Annotated in this window: 14 protein-coding genes; 5 read left to right on the forward strand and 9 right to left on the reverse strand. The window is 52.6% G+C overall.

From position 1 onward, the window contains the following. Positions 1-10: 10 nt before the first annotated feature. The gene (locus L2712_RS02280) at positions 11-1798 is read left to right on the forward strand and encodes a flotillin family protein (protein ID WP_248976775.1); all 1788 of its coding nucleotides are present in this window, start codon (positions 11-13) and stop codon (positions 1796-1798) included. A 142-nt stretch (positions 1799-1940) separates the two neighbouring features. On the opposite strand, the gene L2712_RS02285 is transcribed toward L2712_RS02280, so the two are convergent. The 4 genes from L2712_RS02285 to L2712_RS02300 all read right to left on the reverse strand — a co-directional run bounded on the left by L2712_RS02285 (position 1941) and on the right by L2712_RS02300 (position 6419). After that, complete coding sequence (locus L2712_RS02285) at positions 1941-3449, reverse strand: carboxypeptidase M32 (protein WP_248976776.1); 1509 nt, start codon at positions 3447-3449, stop codon at positions 1941-1943. 110 nt (positions 3450-3559) lie between these two features. After that, positions 3560-4192, reverse strand: a complete 633-nt coding sequence (locus tag L2712_RS02290; RefSeq protein WP_248976777.1) for a DUF2913 family protein — start codon at positions 4190-4192, stop codon at positions 3560-3562. 110 nt (positions 4193-4302) lie between these two features. Next, positions 4303-4959 (reverse strand): peroxiredoxin-like family protein, encoded by a 657-nt coding sequence (locus tag L2712_RS02295; protein ID WP_248976778.1) that lies wholly within the window; start codon positions 4957-4959, stop codon positions 4303-4305. A 161-nt stretch (positions 4960-5120) separates the two neighbouring features. Beyond that, complete coding sequence (locus L2712_RS02300; protein ID WP_033540149.1) at positions 5121-6419, reverse strand: DEAD/DEAH box helicase; 1299 nt, start codon at positions 6417-6419, stop codon at positions 5121-5123. 316 nt (positions 6420-6735) lie between these two features. Between L2712_RS02300 and L2712_RS02305 the strand changes: the two genes are divergently transcribed. Continuing rightward, the gene (locus L2712_RS02305; protein ID WP_033540148.1) at positions 6736-7935 is read left to right on the forward strand and encodes an EAL domain-containing response regulator; all 1200 of its coding nucleotides are present in this window, start codon (positions 6736-6738) and stop codon (positions 7933-7935) included. Positions 7936-7971: 36 nt separating this feature from the next. Here L2712_RS02305 and L2712_RS02310 read toward each other — a convergent pair whose 3' ends face one another. Then, positions 7972-9759, reverse strand: a complete 1788-nt coding sequence (locus tag L2712_RS02310; RefSeq protein ID WP_248976779.1) for an aminopeptidase P family protein — start codon at positions 9757-9759, stop codon at positions 7972-7974. Positions 9760-10031: 272 nt separating this feature from the next. On the opposite strand from L2712_RS02310, the gene L2712_RS02315 reads away from it, so the two are divergent. From L2712_RS02315 to L2712_RS02325, 3 genes are all read left to right on the forward strand, one after another. Continuing rightward, positions 10032-11231, forward strand: a complete 1200-nt coding sequence (locus L2712_RS02315) for an MFS transporter (RefSeq protein WP_248976780.1) — start codon at positions 10032-10034, stop codon at positions 11229-11231. Positions 11232-11377: 146 nt separating this feature from the next. After that, positions 11378-12172, forward strand: coding sequence for an ROK family protein (locus L2712_RS02320; RefSeq protein WP_033540145.1), 795 nt, complete (start codon positions 11378-11380; stop codon positions 12170-12172). Between the two features lie 290 nt (positions 12173-12462). Further along, complete coding sequence (locus L2712_RS02325; RefSeq protein ID WP_248976781.1) at positions 12463-13695, forward strand: M24 family metallopeptidase; 1233 nt, start codon at positions 12463-12465, stop codon at positions 13693-13695. Between the two features lie 60 nt (positions 13696-13755). Here the strand turns inward: L2712_RS02325 and bamJ are convergent, their stop codons facing one another. The 4 genes from bamJ to L2712_RS02345 all read right to left on the reverse strand — a co-directional run bounded on the left by bamJ (position 13756) and on the right by L2712_RS02345 (position 16953). Continuing rightward, positions 13756-14229, reverse strand: coding sequence for a BamJ family beta-barrel-assembly machinery protein (gene bamJ, locus L2712_RS02330; protein ID WP_248976782.1), 474 nt, complete (start codon positions 14227-14229; stop codon positions 13756-13758). A 96-nt stretch (positions 14230-14325) separates the two neighbouring features. Beyond that, positions 14326-14682: a DUF1294 domain-containing protein gene (locus L2712_RS02335; protein ID WP_248976783.1), complete on the reverse strand. Its 357-nt coding sequence runs from the start codon at positions 14680-14682 to the stop codon at positions 14326-14328. Between the two features lie 175 nt (positions 14683-14857). Beyond that, positions 14858-16318: a hypothetical protein gene (locus L2712_RS02340; RefSeq protein ID WP_248976784.1), complete on the reverse strand. Its 1461-nt coding sequence runs from the start codon at positions 16316-16318 to the stop codon at positions 14858-14860. Between the two features lie 158 nt (positions 16319-16476). Beyond that, positions 16477-16953 carry a hotdog fold domain-containing protein gene (locus L2712_RS02345; protein ID WP_088905265.1) on the reverse strand — a complete coding sequence of 159 codons (477 nt, stop codon included), beginning with the start codon at positions 16951-16953 and terminating at the stop codon, positions 16477-16479. Between the last annotated feature and the right edge of the window lie 4 nt (positions 16954-16957).

A 16957-nucleotide genomic window follows, 5' to 3' on the forward strand; every position in this document is an offset into this window, starting at 1 on the left:
AGGATGAAAAATGAATGAAATTGAAGGAATAGGCGTCTCATTGGGTGGCAGCTTTGTTTTTATTGCCATTGGCGCTGCGTTTATCGGTCTCTTGGTTATCGGCCTGATATTTGCCAAGTTATATCGACGGGCCTCGAAAGAGACCGCCTTTGTCAGGACGGGTTTTGGCGGGGAGAAAATCATTAAAGATGGCGGTGCTATCGTATTGCCCGTGTTACATGAAACCATCGCGGTCAACATGAATACCCTGCGAATTGAAGTGGAGAAGATGCAGAAAGATGCATTGATCACCAAAGATCGCATGCGGGTCGATGTGCGCGCCGACTTCTATCTGCGTGTGGCGCCAAGTGTCGAGGGGATCTCCATGGCGGCTCAGACACTGGGGACGCGTACCACCCGTGTCGAAGAGGTGAAGAAGCTGATGGAGTCCAAGTTTGTCGATGTGCTACGTGCGGTGGCGGCAGAGATGACCATGACAGAGATGCATGAACAGCGCGCCGATTTCGTGCAGCGGGTACAGAATAATGTCGCCAACGATCTGGAGAAAAACGGTCTCGAGCTGGAGTCGGTATCACTGACAGGTTTCGACCAGACCGACCTACAGTTCTTTAATGAAAATAACGCCTTCGATGCTGAGGGTCGTGCTCGCTTGGCGAAGATCATCGAAGAGAAGCGCAAAGAGACCAACGACATCGAGCAGGAAAACCGCATCAAGATAGAGCAGCGTAACCTGGAAGCCGAAAAAGAGTCGCTTGAGATCGAGAAGGCGGAAGAGGAAGCGCGTCTAATTCAACAACAGGCGCTGGAGTTTAAGCGCGCCGAACAAAAGGCAGAGATCCTCAAGAAGCAGGAACAGAAGACCCGTGAAGAGCGCGAGGCGGAGATCGCCAAGGAGCGTGCGGTAGAGACGGCGCAGATCGAGAAGACCAAAGATATCGAGACCCGTGAGATCGAGAAGCGTAAAGCTATTGAGCAATCTCGCATCCAGCAGCAGCGCGATATTGAGGTGGCCGAGCAGGATAAGCAGATCGCCGTGGCGCAGAAGTCGGAAGAGGAATCCGCTGCGCGCGCCAAGGCTGCCGAAGCCGAGAAGCTCAAAGTTGAGAAAGAGGAAGCGGTTATTACCGTGCGTCAGGTGGCCGAGGCTAACCGTCGTAAGGAGATCGAGGTGATCGACGCCCGCAAGGAAGCCGAGCGAGATGCGGTTGGCGTAACTGTGGAGGCGGAAGCCGAGAAGCGCGCCGCCGAAGATAAGGCAAGCGCGATCCTTACCGAGGCAAAAGCGGCGGCGGATGCCAAGAAGCTTAAGGCCGAGGCCGACGAGAAGGTGTATGCGGTCGAGGCGGCCGGTAAGCAGGCGCTGCATGAGGCGGAAAACGTGCTGAGCAGCGAGCAGATCGAGCTGCAAAAAGCGCTGGCGATGCTTAAAGCCTTGCCGGAAGTGGTGGCCCAGGCGGTTAAGCCGCTGGAGAACATCGAAGGGATTAAGATACTGCAGGGCTATGGTACCTCTGGTGCGACACAAGGTAGCGGCGAGACGGTATTGAGCCAGGGCGGCATTGCCGAGCAGGTCACTTCGGCGGCGCTGAACTACCGGGCTAATGCGCCTATCGTCGATGCCATGCTTAGAGAGCTAGGCATGGTCGATGCCAAAAAGGGCGGACTCAATGATCTGCTCAAAGGTCATAACATGATCACTAACGATATGCTTGGCTCGGGCGAGTTAGCCGAAGAGAGTCAAGGGTCGCACTCTCCCTTAAATGGCAAGACGCCGCGCGAGGGCGAAGTCGCTAACTAAGCTTAATGGTGCTGACGAGTCACGTCAGCCTGGGAGATAAAGCTGTCGGTAATAGAAATAAAAAGGCTAGCGTATTGCGCTAGCCTTTTTATTTGTCTGTTAGTTTAACTAATACCAATCACAGTAAGTGAGCAGTTGTTTACTACCATTGGTGTAAGTAGCGTTGCTCCAGATGGTGCTTGAAGTGCACCGGATTAAGCACCTCGCCGGTTACCTGGGTGACTAGGTCATCAGTGGTCAGCAGCGACCCTTGTGACCAGATGTTTTGTTCGAGCCAGGCCATGATCTGCCCCATCTCTCCCGCCTGAATCAGACTGTCGATATCACCGAGTGTCTTGACCATGCTTGCCTTAAACTGGGCAGCAAACATGGCCCCCAGGCTGTAGCTTGGGAAGTAGCCCAGCTCACCGACCGGCCAGTGAATATCCTGCATACAGCCGTTGCGATAATCTCCCTTAGTGGAGAGCCCAAGCAGGCTTTGCATCTGGTTGTCCCAGAACTCGGGAAGATCGGCGACCTGCAGACTGTTATCGACCAGCCCCTTCTCCGCCTCGAAACGCAGCATGATATGGCAAGGGTAGGTCACCTCATCGGCATCGACCCGGATCTGGCCCGGCGTGACGCGCTGAACCAGATGAGTCAGGGACTGGTTGGTTAGAGCTGTGCCTAGGTGTTGATTAATCTTCTCTGTCAGCAGGGCAATCATTGCCGGGCTTCTGGCCAGCTGCATCTCGAAAAACAGGCTCTGGCTCTCATGGATAGCCATTGAGCGAGCCAGCCCCACAGGCTGAGTGCGCCACTTTGGCGGCAGCCCCTGTTCGTAGCGGGCGTGGCCTACCTCATGGATGGTACTGTAAAGCGAGGTGATGAAGTCGGTCTCATCATAGCGAGTGGTGATCCGCACATCGCCGGGCACGCCACCTGAGAAGGGGTGACTGCTGGTGTCTAGTCGGCCCTGATTAAAATCAAATCCTAAGAGTGTCATCACATCCAGGTTGAGCGCCTGCTGGGCTGCCGCGCTGGTGTGTGGCACGGGCGCCGATGGCCAGCTCTGCTGCTTGGCTTGTACCTGCTTGATCATATCTGGTAGCCAGGTTCTGATTTCGCCAAAGACTTGATTCATTGATTCGGTGCGGGTGCCGGGCTCAAACTTATTGAGTAGCGCATCATAAGGTGACAACTGCTGCGCCTCACCTAAGATCTGTGCCTCTTCGCGCACCAGGGCAATCACCTGCTCCAGGTTGGGCTTAAATCCCTGCCAATCATTGTCCTTGCGTTGCTGGCGCCAGGCATGTTCGCAGGCATAGGTAAGTGCCGTCTTTTGCTGCACCAGCTCGCCGGGTAGGGCGGTGGCTTGCAGCGTCTGATAGCGCATCTCTCTGAGGTTAGCGACTTGTTCGCTCGACAGGGCTTCTTCGCCCGCAGCGGCTAATCTATCCACCAAATCTGGCGCCGTCTTTAGCCCGTGGATATGCAGTGCCAACTCAGCCATGGCATCGCCTCGCGCCTGACTGCCGCCACTTGGCATCATGGTCGCTTGGTCCCAGTCACCCAGTGCTCTTAGGTGTTCGAAGTGGTGGATCTGTTTAAAGGCAGCGCACAGGGCGTTGTAGTGCGGTGTTGCCGAATCTTGGTGCTTGTTCGCTGTCATATTGCCTGTTGAATTTAAGTGGATCAGGCTGACATGCTACCACGAGATTGGGCAGAAGGAAGTGTCGATGAGATAGGCCGTCTTGGCTGAGACGACCTATTTAAGTCTACTTAGGCTTTTAGCAATGCTAAGGCGGGCAGACGATTGCCCGGATAGACGCGATAGGCCTTATGGTGTTTGATGCAGCTGGCTTTCTTGTCCCCCTGGCTAAGCAGGAGCGCGTGTTTAACGGCGCTTTGGGCGATAAGCTGCTCATCGGCACGTATGTAGAGTGTGATGGGCTTGAGGAGTTTGCCGTCGACCAGATGCTGCTCATATTGCTCGACCGAAATCACCAGGCTGTTTTGACCATCGCTGTCGAGCTTGAGTTTGCCGCTGACTTCGCAGTCGAGAATAATTAGCCAATCTTGAGCTTCAAGTTCGGCAATCATCGCCTGTAGTGACTCTCCTACCTCATGGTTTGCCATGGCGGGCAGGTATTGGGCCTGGATGCGCTCTAACAGCAAGGGTAACTGAGCATTTGCACCGCGGCTACGTCCCTCTCTTACCCAGCGGGTGAGATCGTCGGCCACCAGTTTAGAGAAGCGGCGCTCCTTGAGTGCCTGGGCCATCCAGTTGCAGATAAAGTGGCTTTCGGCCGCCGGGGTCTTGATGCTGGAGGGGTTGTCGTTACGTGCCGTTAAGGCTGCCAGCCCGGCTTCGGCTAACGCCAATAGGGCCTGATTATAGCTTTGCTCTGTCATTGCGTCTCCGCGCAGAAATGGGATAAGAATGCGCTGGCAAGTATACCCTATCGCCGCGATGAGCAATATGGCGCAGGCAAAGAAAAGCAGGCGCTGGGCCTGCTGTGTATTTAAGATTTTACCAAACTGGCAGCGGTGAGGATAAGCTTGGGTTCGGCGCGCACCTTGTAGTTGGGATTGAGGTATTGAAAGTGCACCAGCCCAGTTTTATCTGTGATGTAGACGGCGGGTACCGGCAGCACTAAGCGCTCCTCTCCGGCCGCGTTTTTCCACAGACGGTTGTTAAGTTGCATCTTGCTCATGTAACGCTCGGTAATGCTTTGGCTGCTAAAGTAGGCCAGGCCGAAGGCGCGCATGGCGTTGAGATCGGCATCGGAGACCAAGGTATAGTTGAGATCGTTTTTGGTCATCGAGGCGCGCAGTTCTTCCGGCGCGTCGGGTGAGATGCCAATTAATTGAAAGCCCATCTTGAGTAGATCGCCCTCGATCGCCTGGAGCTGACCCATCTGAGCATTACAGAAGGGGCACCAACCGCCGCGATAGAAAAAAATCACGCTGGGTTTACCCTGGAGCAGTTGCTTTAGCTCCACAGTCTCTCCCTGGAGATCTTTGACTAACACCTTAGGCACTTGCTGGCCATTGAGGAGCGGTGAGATAGTCGTCGGGCTTTCTGCGATAGGCTTGACTGTAACAGGCTCAGCCGTCAGCGGCAGACTCATCAGGAGTAGCAACAGGGTACCGAGGAGGGGATTGGAGGTTTTAGTCATCAGGGGGCCTTTATTGTTATATGCGGATTGTTTTATCTGTCGAACAGACCCTGGCGGGCGATTTAAACTTTCATCCTGATGTGGAATTAATCGATGCGATCAAAAAAGGCACTGTTAAGTGCCTTAATTGATTAGATAATAATTTTGTGACCGTACGTCGATTATTTTTGCTTCTTAATTTTCGCGTTAGATGAGTTCTTTACCTTGACCCGGCGAGCGCCCATGTTCTTCTCTGCGACCACCTGAGCACCGACATTGTCGCTGCGTTGCTGCTTCTTGGCAAAGCTGCGACGTTTCTGCAGCTGTTTGATCAAGAGATCGCGACTGCCTACCTCGTAGCCAGGGATAGTGACTCGGCGGATCTTATTGCCGATCAATTTTTCGATATCGGCCAGAGTACGTTCTTCTTCGCGGCTCACCAAAGAGATGGCGACGCCACTGCGTCCGGCGCGGCCGGTACGACCGATGCGGTGAACATAGTCTTCTGCCAGGAAGGGCAGGTCGAAGTTAACCACATATTCCAACTCAGGAATATCTAGGCCACGTGCCGCGACTTCGGTCGCGACCAGGGCGCGTACCTTGCCCTCTTTAAATTCGCGCAGGGCGCGGCGGCGGTTGCCTTGGGCCTTCTCACTGTGCACCACAGCCGAAGGGATGCCATCCAGATTGAGCTCCTTCACCAGGGAGTCGGCGGCCTCACGGGTGGCGGTAAATACCAACACCTGTTTCCAGTTCTTCTTACCAATTAGTTCAGACAGTAGCTCACGCTTACGGCGCTGCTCGACTGGATAAACCACCTGGCTGACGGTCACTGCCGTCGTGTTCTGCTTGTCGACGGCGATTGACTTAGGCTTGACCAGCATCTCGTTGGCCAGTTGCTTAACGGCGCTGGAGAAGGTGGCTGAAAACAGTAAGTTTTGGCGATCGCGATTTACCGACTGCAAGATCTTCTGGATGTCAGAGATAAAACCCATGTCGAGCATACGGTCGGCTTCGTCCAGCACCAAGAAGTCGACGTTGGAGAGGTTAAGGTTACAGGCTTGAATGTGCTCCAGTAGACGGCCAGGGGTAGCGACTATGATGTCGGCGCCTTTCTTCACCTTGGCTGCCTGGGTGTCCATCTTAACGCCACCGTAAACCGTCAGCACTGAAATAGGCAGATAACGGCTGTACTGCTTGATGTTGTCGGCCACCTGAGCCACTAGCTCACGGGTTGGAGCTAGAATGAGTGCGCGGGTATTTGAGCGCTGTGTCTCGGCCGGGGTATCAATCATCTTCTGCAGGATAGGCAGGGCGAAAGCGGCGGTTTTACCTGTGCCGGTTTGCGCACTGGCCAGCACGTCTTGTCCACGGCGGATAGCCGGGATAGCCTCTTTCTGAATAGGCGTCATTTTTTGGTACCCGCACTCTGAGACGGCGCGCAAAATCTCGGGAGCAAAACTGAAAGATTCAAATTTCATGGGATATCCTGTTGTTTACCTTTTAAAATAACGACATATCAGATTGAGTTTAGTCCAGACTCGAGCTGTACCTTAACCCATAACGACCCTAGGCCACAAAGGCGGCCGCGGAGTATAGCAAAAATTTTGGTTAAAACCTGCACTTTTATTGCTTCAAGGCAGTGAGGTGTTGGTGATTTGGGTCATTTGACACGATAGCGAGCTGAACTAACCTTATTAGGTTAACTCTTGGAGGTTGTCATTGGCACGGAGGCTGAGGTGGAATGTTTCTATACTCGAAATCTAATACAGCATCCTACTTGCTATAGGGGATGTCATGTCGATAAATGTCTTGATCGTCGATGATTCGCTGAGTGCCTGCCGTGTACTCAGCCGTCACTTCTTGCTGCTTGATGTCGACAAGGTGGAGTTCTGCCGTGATGCTCGCAGCGCCATTCGCACCCTAAGTAAATACAGCGATGACTACCAGATAGTGGTGGTTGACCTGCATATGCCAGAGGTGGATGGCATAGAGTTTCTGATGCGCCTGAGCAAAATGGAGTTCAAAGGGGGGATCATTATTGCCTCCGGCATGGAGTCGCGTATCGTCGAGGCCGCCTCTCAGCTGGTGGAAGCCTCGAAACTCAGGTTGCTTGGGGCGCTGATGAAACCCGTCACTACAGAACAACTTAGGATCTGTGTTGAGCGCTATCGCCTGATGGCCTATCAAGGTGTCGGTGCGCGCCAGAAAGGCTTGATGAGCATCACAGAGATCCGCCGCGCGATCAACTCCAACAAGATCATTCCTTATTATCAGGCGCAAGTTGACATTCTTAGCGGCAAGATAAAGGGCTTCGAGGTGCTGTGCCGCTTGCAACAGGGTAATCGCCTGCAGCTGATCACCCCTGATATGTTTATCGATGTGGCCGAGTGCAACAATGCCCTCAACAGCCTGACCACTAAACTGCTTAATAATGCTATCCCTGAGTGGGCGCTCATCAGTCAATTTGACTCTTGTCGGCAATGCCACCTGTCAATCAACCTGAGCCCTAAGCAACTCAATCAGAGTGGTTGGCATACCCGCTTGATTCAATATTGCGAACAAAATCTCCTGTCGCCTTCGCGCCTCACGGTGGAGATCACCGAAAATCAGGTGCTGGATAAGCAGCGCCAGCATTCCACCATCAGTCAGTTGAGGATGAATCGTATTGGGGTAGCGATTGACGATTTTGGCACAGGTTACACAAATCTTTCTCAGCTCTGCACTTTGCCGATCAGTGAGTTGAAGTTAGATCGCAGTCTGGTTCATGGCATACATAAAGATCCGGTTTCCCAGACAATCTTAAAGTCGATGCAGGCCATTAGCGGCAAGCTCGGCATACATCTTGTGGCTGAAGGGGTTGAAGATATCCATGATCTTAACTACCTGGAGCAGGTGCCAGATATCTCCTTGCAGGGTTATTTAATCTGTCGGCCCAAACCCTATAGCGAGCTGGTACGTTGGTTAAAGGCGCGGGAGCGCCTGGTTCAAGCCTGAAAAAAACAGCACCCTGGGGTGCTGTTTTACTATCGCTTAAATAGCTTCTGTAACCTTGAGGAGCCAGTTTAACTCTGCGCCCTGCATCAAGGGGCTTAATGTCTCTCTGACTCTCTGATGGTAGGCATTAAGCCATTGGATTTCAGCATCTGTGAGTAACTGCTTATCGATCAAACGGGTGTCTATGGGGATAAGCGTAAGCGCATGGAACTCGTAGATCTCGCGCTCGGCGCCAGCCAAGGCCTGACATGTTTGGACAGTGATCAGGTTTTCGATGCGTATGCCAAAGGCATCGGCGCGGTAGTAACCTGGCTCGTTTGATACCACCATGCCCGGTAGTAAAGGTACGGCATTGCTGTTCTTGGCGATGCGCTGTGGGCCTTCATGGACGCTGAGGAAGTGGCCGACGCCATGGCCCGTGCCGTGGTCGTAGTCAAAGCCATGCTGCCACAGGTATTGACGGGCAAAGCCATCGAGTTGCTGGCCTGTGGTGCCTTTGGGGAATCTGGCTTGATCCAGAGCGATATGCCCCTTCAAGACTAGAGTCACCATCTTGCGCTGCTCGTCTGTGACCTCACCGATAGCTATGGTGCGGGTAACATCTGTGGTGCCATCAAGGTATTGGGCGCCAGAGTCCACCAGATAGATGCTGTCCATCGTCATCATGGCGGGAGTGCCATTGTTGTGATTGTAGTGGCACATGGCCGCGTTGGCGCCAGCGGCCGAGATGGTGTCGAAACTGGGTTCGCGATAGAGAGGATCTTCCTGGCGGAAACTCTCCAGCTTGTCGGCCAAGGTGCCTTCATCATAAAGGCGCTTCGCCGCCACTTCGCTGTCGAGCCAGGCGAGGAAGCGGCTCACGGCAACGCCATCGCGAACATGGCAGGCGGTCAGCCCGGCAAGTTCGGCTGGATTTTTCTGTGCCTTGGGCAGGGCAACCGGATCTTGACCGGCTATCAGCTTGGCGCCGGCCTCTTGCGCTGTTAGCTGCATCCAGGCATTGGCACTGTCTGGATCGGCCAGCAGTTTGACGCCCGCTAATTGTTCCAGGGCGGCGGCGAGCTCGGTCTCGGCTCTAAATTCGACGCCAGCGCCGACGTGCTCAACAATGCCTTCTGGCAATTTCGCCAGATCGGTAAACAGTGTCATGTCGCCATTCTTGTACAAGAGTGCGGTGCCCAGCACCACGGGAAGACGAGGAACGTCACTGCCACGAATGTTCAGCAACCAACAGAAGGAATCGAGGGCGCTGATAAGGGCAACATCGGCTCCGCTACTGGCAACTTCTTGGCCAATCTGGCGGCGCTTTTCCAGGCTGGAGAGTCCAGCGCTTTGCTCGCTAAATAGGGTGATAGCTGTGCTTGATGCCGCGGGTCTTTCCTGCCAGTGCAGATCGATAGGGTTTTGAGTGACAGGTACCAGGGCTATCCCGGCGCGTTGGCATTGGGCTAGGGCTTGTTGCTGCCAACTCAGGGTATGCAGGCGCGGATCGTAACCTATGCGATCGCCTTCACTTAGCTGGGCTATCAGCCAAGGGATCTGCGGCGTGTCATGCAGACTCTGGTATTCAAATAGCGTGGCGTCTACCTGTTGCTTCACCTGAACCGTGTAACGGCCATCGATGAAGATGGCGGCACTCTCTTTGAGCACTATGGCCATGCCAGCCGAACCGGTAAAGCCGCTAAGCCACAGGAGTCGCTCGTTACGCGCCGGCACATATTCTCCCAAGTATTCGTCGGCCCGTGGCACGATAAAGGCATCGAGTGAATGATTGAGCATTTCGGTTCTAACGGCGTGCAGACGTTGTGCAGTTACAGATGTCATGTAGGCTCCTCTTTTGGCCATCTATGGGTGGCTTAATGTGCAGGGATTATCTCAGTTGCGGCCAAGACTTGGAAGGGAAGTCAACAAAACTGCTGGGTTGTCGGCGTAAACCTTAGGTGAACTAAGGTTGTTTTCAAGTGGCCTGAGCCAGATCGTTAATCGCTCTTGGCACATGGATCCAACACATATTGGCTAATTAAGCTCAGTGCAGACTGGTAAATTGAGTCATGAGTCAGTATTTTGCATATAAATAGCCTGAAGATGAGATCCTGATGCCAAGAAATGTTTGGGTGTTAACCCTGGCGCAAGCTTTTGCCATGAGTGCCACGCCCATGATGATGTTGCTGGGTGGATTGATTGGTGCCCAGCTTGCGCCCACTCCCGCTCTGTCAACTCTGCCTATCGCCGTGATGGTGATTGGAGTTGCACTGTCAGTTGTGCCCGTGAGTCGTTTGATGCGCCGCTTTGGGCGTAAGAAGATTTTTCTCTTGGGCAGCGCGCTCGGGATGTGCGGTGGCCTGTTGGCCGCCTTTGCTACCTTGATGCAACTCTTTATACCTTTTTGTATTAGTGGTCTGCTGCTGGGCGCGGCTGGGGCCATAGTGCAGCAGTACCGCTTTGCGGCGATGGAATCGGTCGCGCCAATCGACGGCGCGAAGGCGGCCTCTCGGGTGCTGGTTGGTGGCTTAGTTGCTGCCTTTATGGGGCCTGAACTGGCGGTGCTGGGGGAGAAATTGTTTGAAACGCCCCATGTTGGTGCCTTTCTGTTTCTGATCTGCGTCTGCTTGTTGGCGGGATTGGTGCTCTGTTTTTATCAGGATAACCAGGAACATCAGGCGGCGGTTGAGCTAGCGCCTCTGCCAGTACGCCCCCTTGGTCATATTTTGCTGCAACCCTCTATTTGGACAGCCATAGGCGCCGCGACAATAGGCTATGGCATGATGAGTTTTATCATGACGGCCACGCCACTTCACATGCATCATATGGAGCATTACTCGCTAGCCGACACCAAATGGGTGATTCAGAGCCATATTATCGCCATGTATTTCCCCTCACTGTTTAGCGGTTACCTGGTGGCTAAGTTTGGCACCAGCCGTATGATGCTGGTGGGCTTGCTTGCCTATGGGGTGACCATTACAGTTGCTTTGCTAGGACGAGAGTTACTCAATTACTGGGTGGCGCTGGTGTTACTTGGCTTAGGGTGGAACCTGCTATTTGTGGCTGGGACTGTATTATTGTCCCGTCATTATCATAGCGAGGAACGTTTTAAAGTTCAGGCGTTTAACGACGCTTTTGTGTTTGGTTCTCAGGCTGTGGCCTCATTAAGCGCTGGCTGGGTACTGCATCAGCTCGGTTGGGAGGTGATGTTGCTTAGCTGCATTCCATTACTTGCCATACACTTGTTGTTGATGGCCTGGGGTAGGGTACCAATTGACCTCAGTATACAGACGGCTGAGGAAAAAAATCGCTGACCCTGCATAAGGCTTGGTGGAAATTCAATCAAAGCAAAGTGTTAGTATGATTTTGTGTAGCCTAATGCGACTATTTTTATGATAAAATTCGGCCATACATAACTCTCATTGTCTCTGTAATGAGATAGCTGGTAACGGAGCTCGCTATGCAATCCCTCACCATAGATATTGGCGCGACAACGGCCTTGTTTGAAATCGAGACTCAGGGGCGTACCGAACAGTATAAGATCGCCACGGGTGAGCATTTTACCTGGGACGATCTTAATCGGCACATTGCCGACATCGAAGCGGACTATGGATTGACCGATTATGCACTTGGGGTGGCCGTACCAGGCTTAGTCAAGCAAAACACTCTCATTGCCTGTAAGGTGGCGCCTAAGCTCAATGGACTCTCTTTGCAACACCTTCATACCCAGGCTCGTTTCAGTCTGATCCACAATGATATCGATGCCGGCATGTTGGCGGTGTGTGATCCAAAAAATGCTTGCGAATTACTGCTGATGAGCGGCGCAGGGATAGGCATGGCAATCGCTATCAAGGGAGAGCCTTTTCTCGGGGCGGGTGGCGTTGCCGGTGAACTGGGTCATTGCCGGGTGATGAGTGAAGGCGGCGAGTACAGTTTGGAGCAGCTGGCCAGCGGCGAGTCGATCCGCATCAGAGGCCTTAAGAGCCCGCAGGAGCTTTACCGTGCAGGCAGTTATTTAGGGATGGGGATTGCCTGGGCGATCAACCTGTTCAACCCTAATCGTATCTGGTTGGCAGGCCCTATGATGAATCAGCCCGACTACTATAAGGGCTGTGTCGAGTCTCTGAAGCAGTTGGCACTGACATCGCCACTCAGTGATGTCAATATCGCCCGTGTCGATGATATGGAGACCCTGGTTTGTCGTGGCCTTAAGGTGTTGCTCGACAAGCATCAGCTAGAAAAAGAGCAAGCCTAATCGACTCTAGTGTTTGACGCCGTCTGAGAGATATGAGACTGCTGCCCTGATGTGAGGCTGTAGTTTATCTGATAAAAACACGCCGATACCTTAGCTGACTGGCACATTAATCTACAGGTGTCGGTCTCAGTTGTCGGTACCGCAATATGTTTGCTACCCCACCTTGAAGATTTTTCTTTCTTTACACTACTGCTTTTTTGTATACAGTATGCTAAAAATGCAGGTTACCCATTGATGTTTTCTACGGTGACCGCAGACTTGTTCGGCGGTTGCCTTGTAAGGTGTAAGATATGATTGAAGTGAGTGTAACAACCACCAAGGGCGTGGGCGGCTCAACGCCCGAGCAGGAGCTGGCAAAATTATCTGATATGACTCAAGGCGTTGAGGCTCCCTCGGCGCAAGAGTATCGTGCCCGCATCGAAAAGGCGCAGGGCCTGATGCGTCAACAGGGGATAGGGGCTATCTACCTCAATGCAGGCACTAACCTTTACTATTTTACCGGAACACGCTGGTATGCCAGTGAGCGTATGGTGGGTGCCATTTTGCCTGCCGATGGCGAACTGGAATATATCGCACCGGCGTTTGAACTCGATACTCTCAAGGGCTACATGGTGATTGAGGGGCGGGTGAACTGCTGGCACGAAGATGAGAGCCCCTATGCGCTGTTTGTTAAACGTCTGGGGGAGCTGGGGATTTGTCAGGGTAAGTTGGCCATGGATGAGTCGGCGGCTTTTTTCATCTTCGATGGTGTGCGTCAGCTGAGCAGTGAGTTTGAATTTGTGAACGGTAAGTCGATCACCGCTGCCTGTCGCATGACCAAGTCTGAAGCTGAGTTGGCCCTGCTGCAGCGTGCTAAGGATATGACGCTGGAGGTGCATAAGGCGGCGGCGCGTATCTTACGTGAAGGGATCACAGTGGGCGAGATGGAGAGTTTTATTCATCAGGCGCACAAAGCCGTGGGCGCACCGGCGGGTTCATACTTCTGTATTGTGCTCTTTGGCGAAGATACCGCCTATCCCCATGGGGTGAAATCGCCTAAGGCGCTGGCGTTAAACGATACTGTGCTGATTGATACAGGTTGTCAGTTACATGGTTATAACTCAGATATTACTCGTACCTATGTGTACGGAACCCCAAGTGAGCGTCAGCGTCAGTTGTGGCAGCTTGAGCAAGATGCCCAGCTGGCGGCCTTTGAGGCAGCTAAATTGGGTGCGCCTTGTTCTAGCGTCGATCGCGCCGCCCGCGATGTGATCGAGCAGGCAGGTTTCGGACCTGGCTATGATCTACCGGGTCTCCCCCATAGAACGGGCCATGGTATAGGGCTGGATATTCACGAATGGCCCTATCTAGTGCTAAACGATCACACTCCGCTGGCCGCCGGCATGTGTTTTAGTAATGAACCCATGCTGTGTGTTCCGGGCGAGTTTGGGGTGCGTCACGAGGATCATTTCTACATGACGGAGAGCGGGCCGAAATGGTTTACCCAACCAGCTCACTCAATCGATAATCCCTTCGGGTATTGATATAAAAAAACGCGCCCTAAGGCGCGTTTTTTATTGCTGCAGAAGCGAGTTGCGCACCAGCTATTTATCTATGCTGATCAGCTCAACATCGAAGATGAGCACTGAACCGCCGGGGATCTTGCCAGCGCTGCGGTTGCCATAGGCCAGGCTGCTGGGAATAAAGAAGCGGGTCTTTTCGCCTTCGACCATCAGCTGCACCCCTTCGGTCCAGCCTTTAATGACACGATTGAGTGGGAAGGCGATAGGTTCGCCGCGCTCGACTGAGCTGTCAAATACCGTACCGTCGATCAGGGTACCATGGTAATGCACTGTCACTGTATCGCTCGCCTTTGGGTGGTCGCTGCCATCGCCCTTTGCCAAGACTTGGTATTGCAATCCCGAGGCGGTCTCAACAACTCCCGCTTGTGTCTTGTTTTGGGTTAAAAAGGCTTCGCCCTTGGCGATATTTTCCTTTGCCGCCTTTTGGTTGTTCATACTGGTAAAGAAGTAAAACAAAACGCCGGCGATCACCACGACTGCTAATATGATTCTCATTATTGATTTTCCTGTAAAAGTGCGGCCCTCATCATAGCCAATTGTCTCCTTTGGGTAAACGAGCCCTAGGTAAACTTATTCTTGGCTAATTGGCTTTTAATTAAATGAAATCAGCGCTTGCCCCTGGGGTGACAAGATGGCGAATAACAGCCCGAGATTGATCAATACCGTTAGCCAGAGCGTCAAGCGAAAGGAGCGCTTACTGGATTTGTGCCTGAGTTGCTGCTGACCCAGCATAGCCCCCGGCCAGCCACCAAGAAGCGATAACCAATGCAATCGACTCTCTCTTATACGCCATCTGTCTTGTTGGGCAGCCCTTTTGTCTAGGGCATAGCAGATAAAAGTGAGCAGGCTCATAATGGCATAATAGATAAAGACGCCTATCGGCAGCAGGTGTTGCTGCTCGGCAAGTAGCAGGCCGATAAATAGCCCGATAATCAAGAATAGGCGCAATTTAGCGCCTAACGTCCATCGAGTCTTTTTCTGTTTACGCTTGTTCCCATTGCTCCTTGTGGCACTGGGTTTGGCCCTATGCTCGTCTAATTTTTGATGCTGCTTTGGGTTATTTGGGCGATGTTTTCTCATAGTTTAATCTAGGGATAAATGCCGACAGTGCGCTTTATACCATTTAGAAATAGACGATCTCCAGTTCATACAGGGTGGCGTCATCATCATAAGAGTCATACTTAGCCACGAGAGAGAAGTTGTTCTCTGAAACTTCGACGCTGTCGAACTCATCGTTAGCCTGGTCGAACTGCTCAAGCAACTTATTTTTTCGCGATGGAATAGCCATACTTTCGCAAAGCTCTGTGAGGTCGGCATCATCCATTTGTTGATAGATGCCAGAAGCCAGTTTGACCTTATGCAAGGTGTCGCCGTTGAACTTGAGCTGCAGATGGTTGCCTAGCAGCCACCATCCGCCATCACTGGAGATCGCTAACCTTGCCATGGTGGGATAAGTTTTCTGAAGCTGCTGCAGGCTGGGGCGGTCCTGGAGTAACGAAGGGGTAAGACGCTGCAGCAGTGGCGAGAGTGACTCCTTGTCGGGTTGTTTTCCTCGCAGCGTCAGTTTCCCCTTGTCTTGATAGAGACTGAAGCCGGTTAATTGGGCTTCAGGTGCGGCGTCCTTGTTCTGATGAAAGGTGTCAAAATTAAGGGTTAGATGACGATTACCGTCACTAAGTTTTAGCTGGTCAGGACGTTTTGCTTGATTGATGCCTAAGGCTTGGCTCACCTGAGACATGGGCGTGCGATAGGCGAACTCACCATTAATCAGCCAGGGAGCGCCATCGAATCCGTCGCGATAATCGATAAGATTCTGCCCCGTATTATTCAGAGGACTAAAGTCAGTAGAGATGGCCGATAGTCGCTTTTTGGTAAATACAAACCAGAGTTGCCTGCCGTAACCCCAAGCAAAATCCTGCGCGCTAAGCGGTAACTCTATGCTTGCGGGGCCGAGTAACTCATAGATCGCCTCGGGGCTCATGCCAAGTGTTGCGCCGTAGACCCCTTTGTCTACCGAGACTAAGGCGGGAGGCACAGTCTTCGCCGCCGCAAGCTTGGCGGCTGATTTAGGCGTAGGTGGCTCGAAGGTGTATTCAAAGTGTGACTGACGGATCTCATAGCCTTTGCTGTCATAGGCAGCCGCTTGTTGAGACAGGCTTTTATCATGGTCGCAGAGACGATATAGCTCAGCTTCGAGATGGGTCTTTAGCTGTGTCATTTTAACCATCTCTTGTTGCGAGCGTTGAGACAGCTTTTTTTGCTTCATCTTGCTGACAATATGGTTGCCCACCTGGGTGAGTAAGATAGCTTCAGCACCTTGCTCTGTGGCCTGTTGGACAAGTTGCGCCAATGCCGCCTTAAAGGCCTCACTTTCCAGAGGCTTAGTATCAGCAGGGTATTTATGGCTGGTAAGGGTCAGAGAGATAGGTGTTAGCGTTTGTTCAATACAGCTTGGCTTTTTATCATAGATCTTGGCGCTTATATCTGCGCCTTTATGATCGTCATTGGCCGTGGCGTTAGCGGTAAGGCAAAGAGATCCCAATAGCAGAGTGAAAGGTGAGAGTGTCCTGAAAGTCGATGTCATGTGGCGCGTCCCTGATGCCAAAGTATGTCACTAACTTGAGAGACTGAGGACAAAATGTCAAATTTTCATAGGATTATCGATATTCACTTTGCTGGGAACGGGGGCGGAGTTTAAGCCGCCCTATAACACTGTTTGTTAAATTTGCCTCTAACGAGCGGCTATGCTTTTGTGGGTTTAAGGGAGATCCACAGCTTGATATGACCTTCGACCACCACAACATCGTTCTCATCCAGAGCGGTCACAGCCACCAGCATGTCACCTTCAACCCACTGCTCTGGCTTAACCTGGGCGATACAACGGATATCGCTGCCTGCTTTGGCGGTGTAGTCGACGCTCATCCCCTTGGGGATCCAGCGCAGATGAGGCGGAATAGAGGCCTCAGCCATAGTCCCCATAGCCATCTCCAGGCCGTTACAGATAGCAATCACATGTACCGTGCCTATGTGGTTTTGTACTGTCTTACGCTTTCGCACCAGCACCTGGCAATAGTTGGGTTTTAGCTCGGTGATAAGTGGTTTAACGGTGGCAAAGTAGGGGGCCATACGAGACACCATGACGGAAAAGAGCTTATGGCCAAATGGCCATTTGGTCAGTCGGTGGTAGAGTGCCATCACTTTTGTTGGTTTGTTATTCATTGGC

The sequence above is a fragment of the Shewanella marisflavi genome, from assembly GCF_023283925.1.
Lineage (GTDB): Bacteria > Pseudomonadota > Gammaproteobacteria > Enterobacterales > Shewanellaceae > Shewanella > Shewanella marisflavi.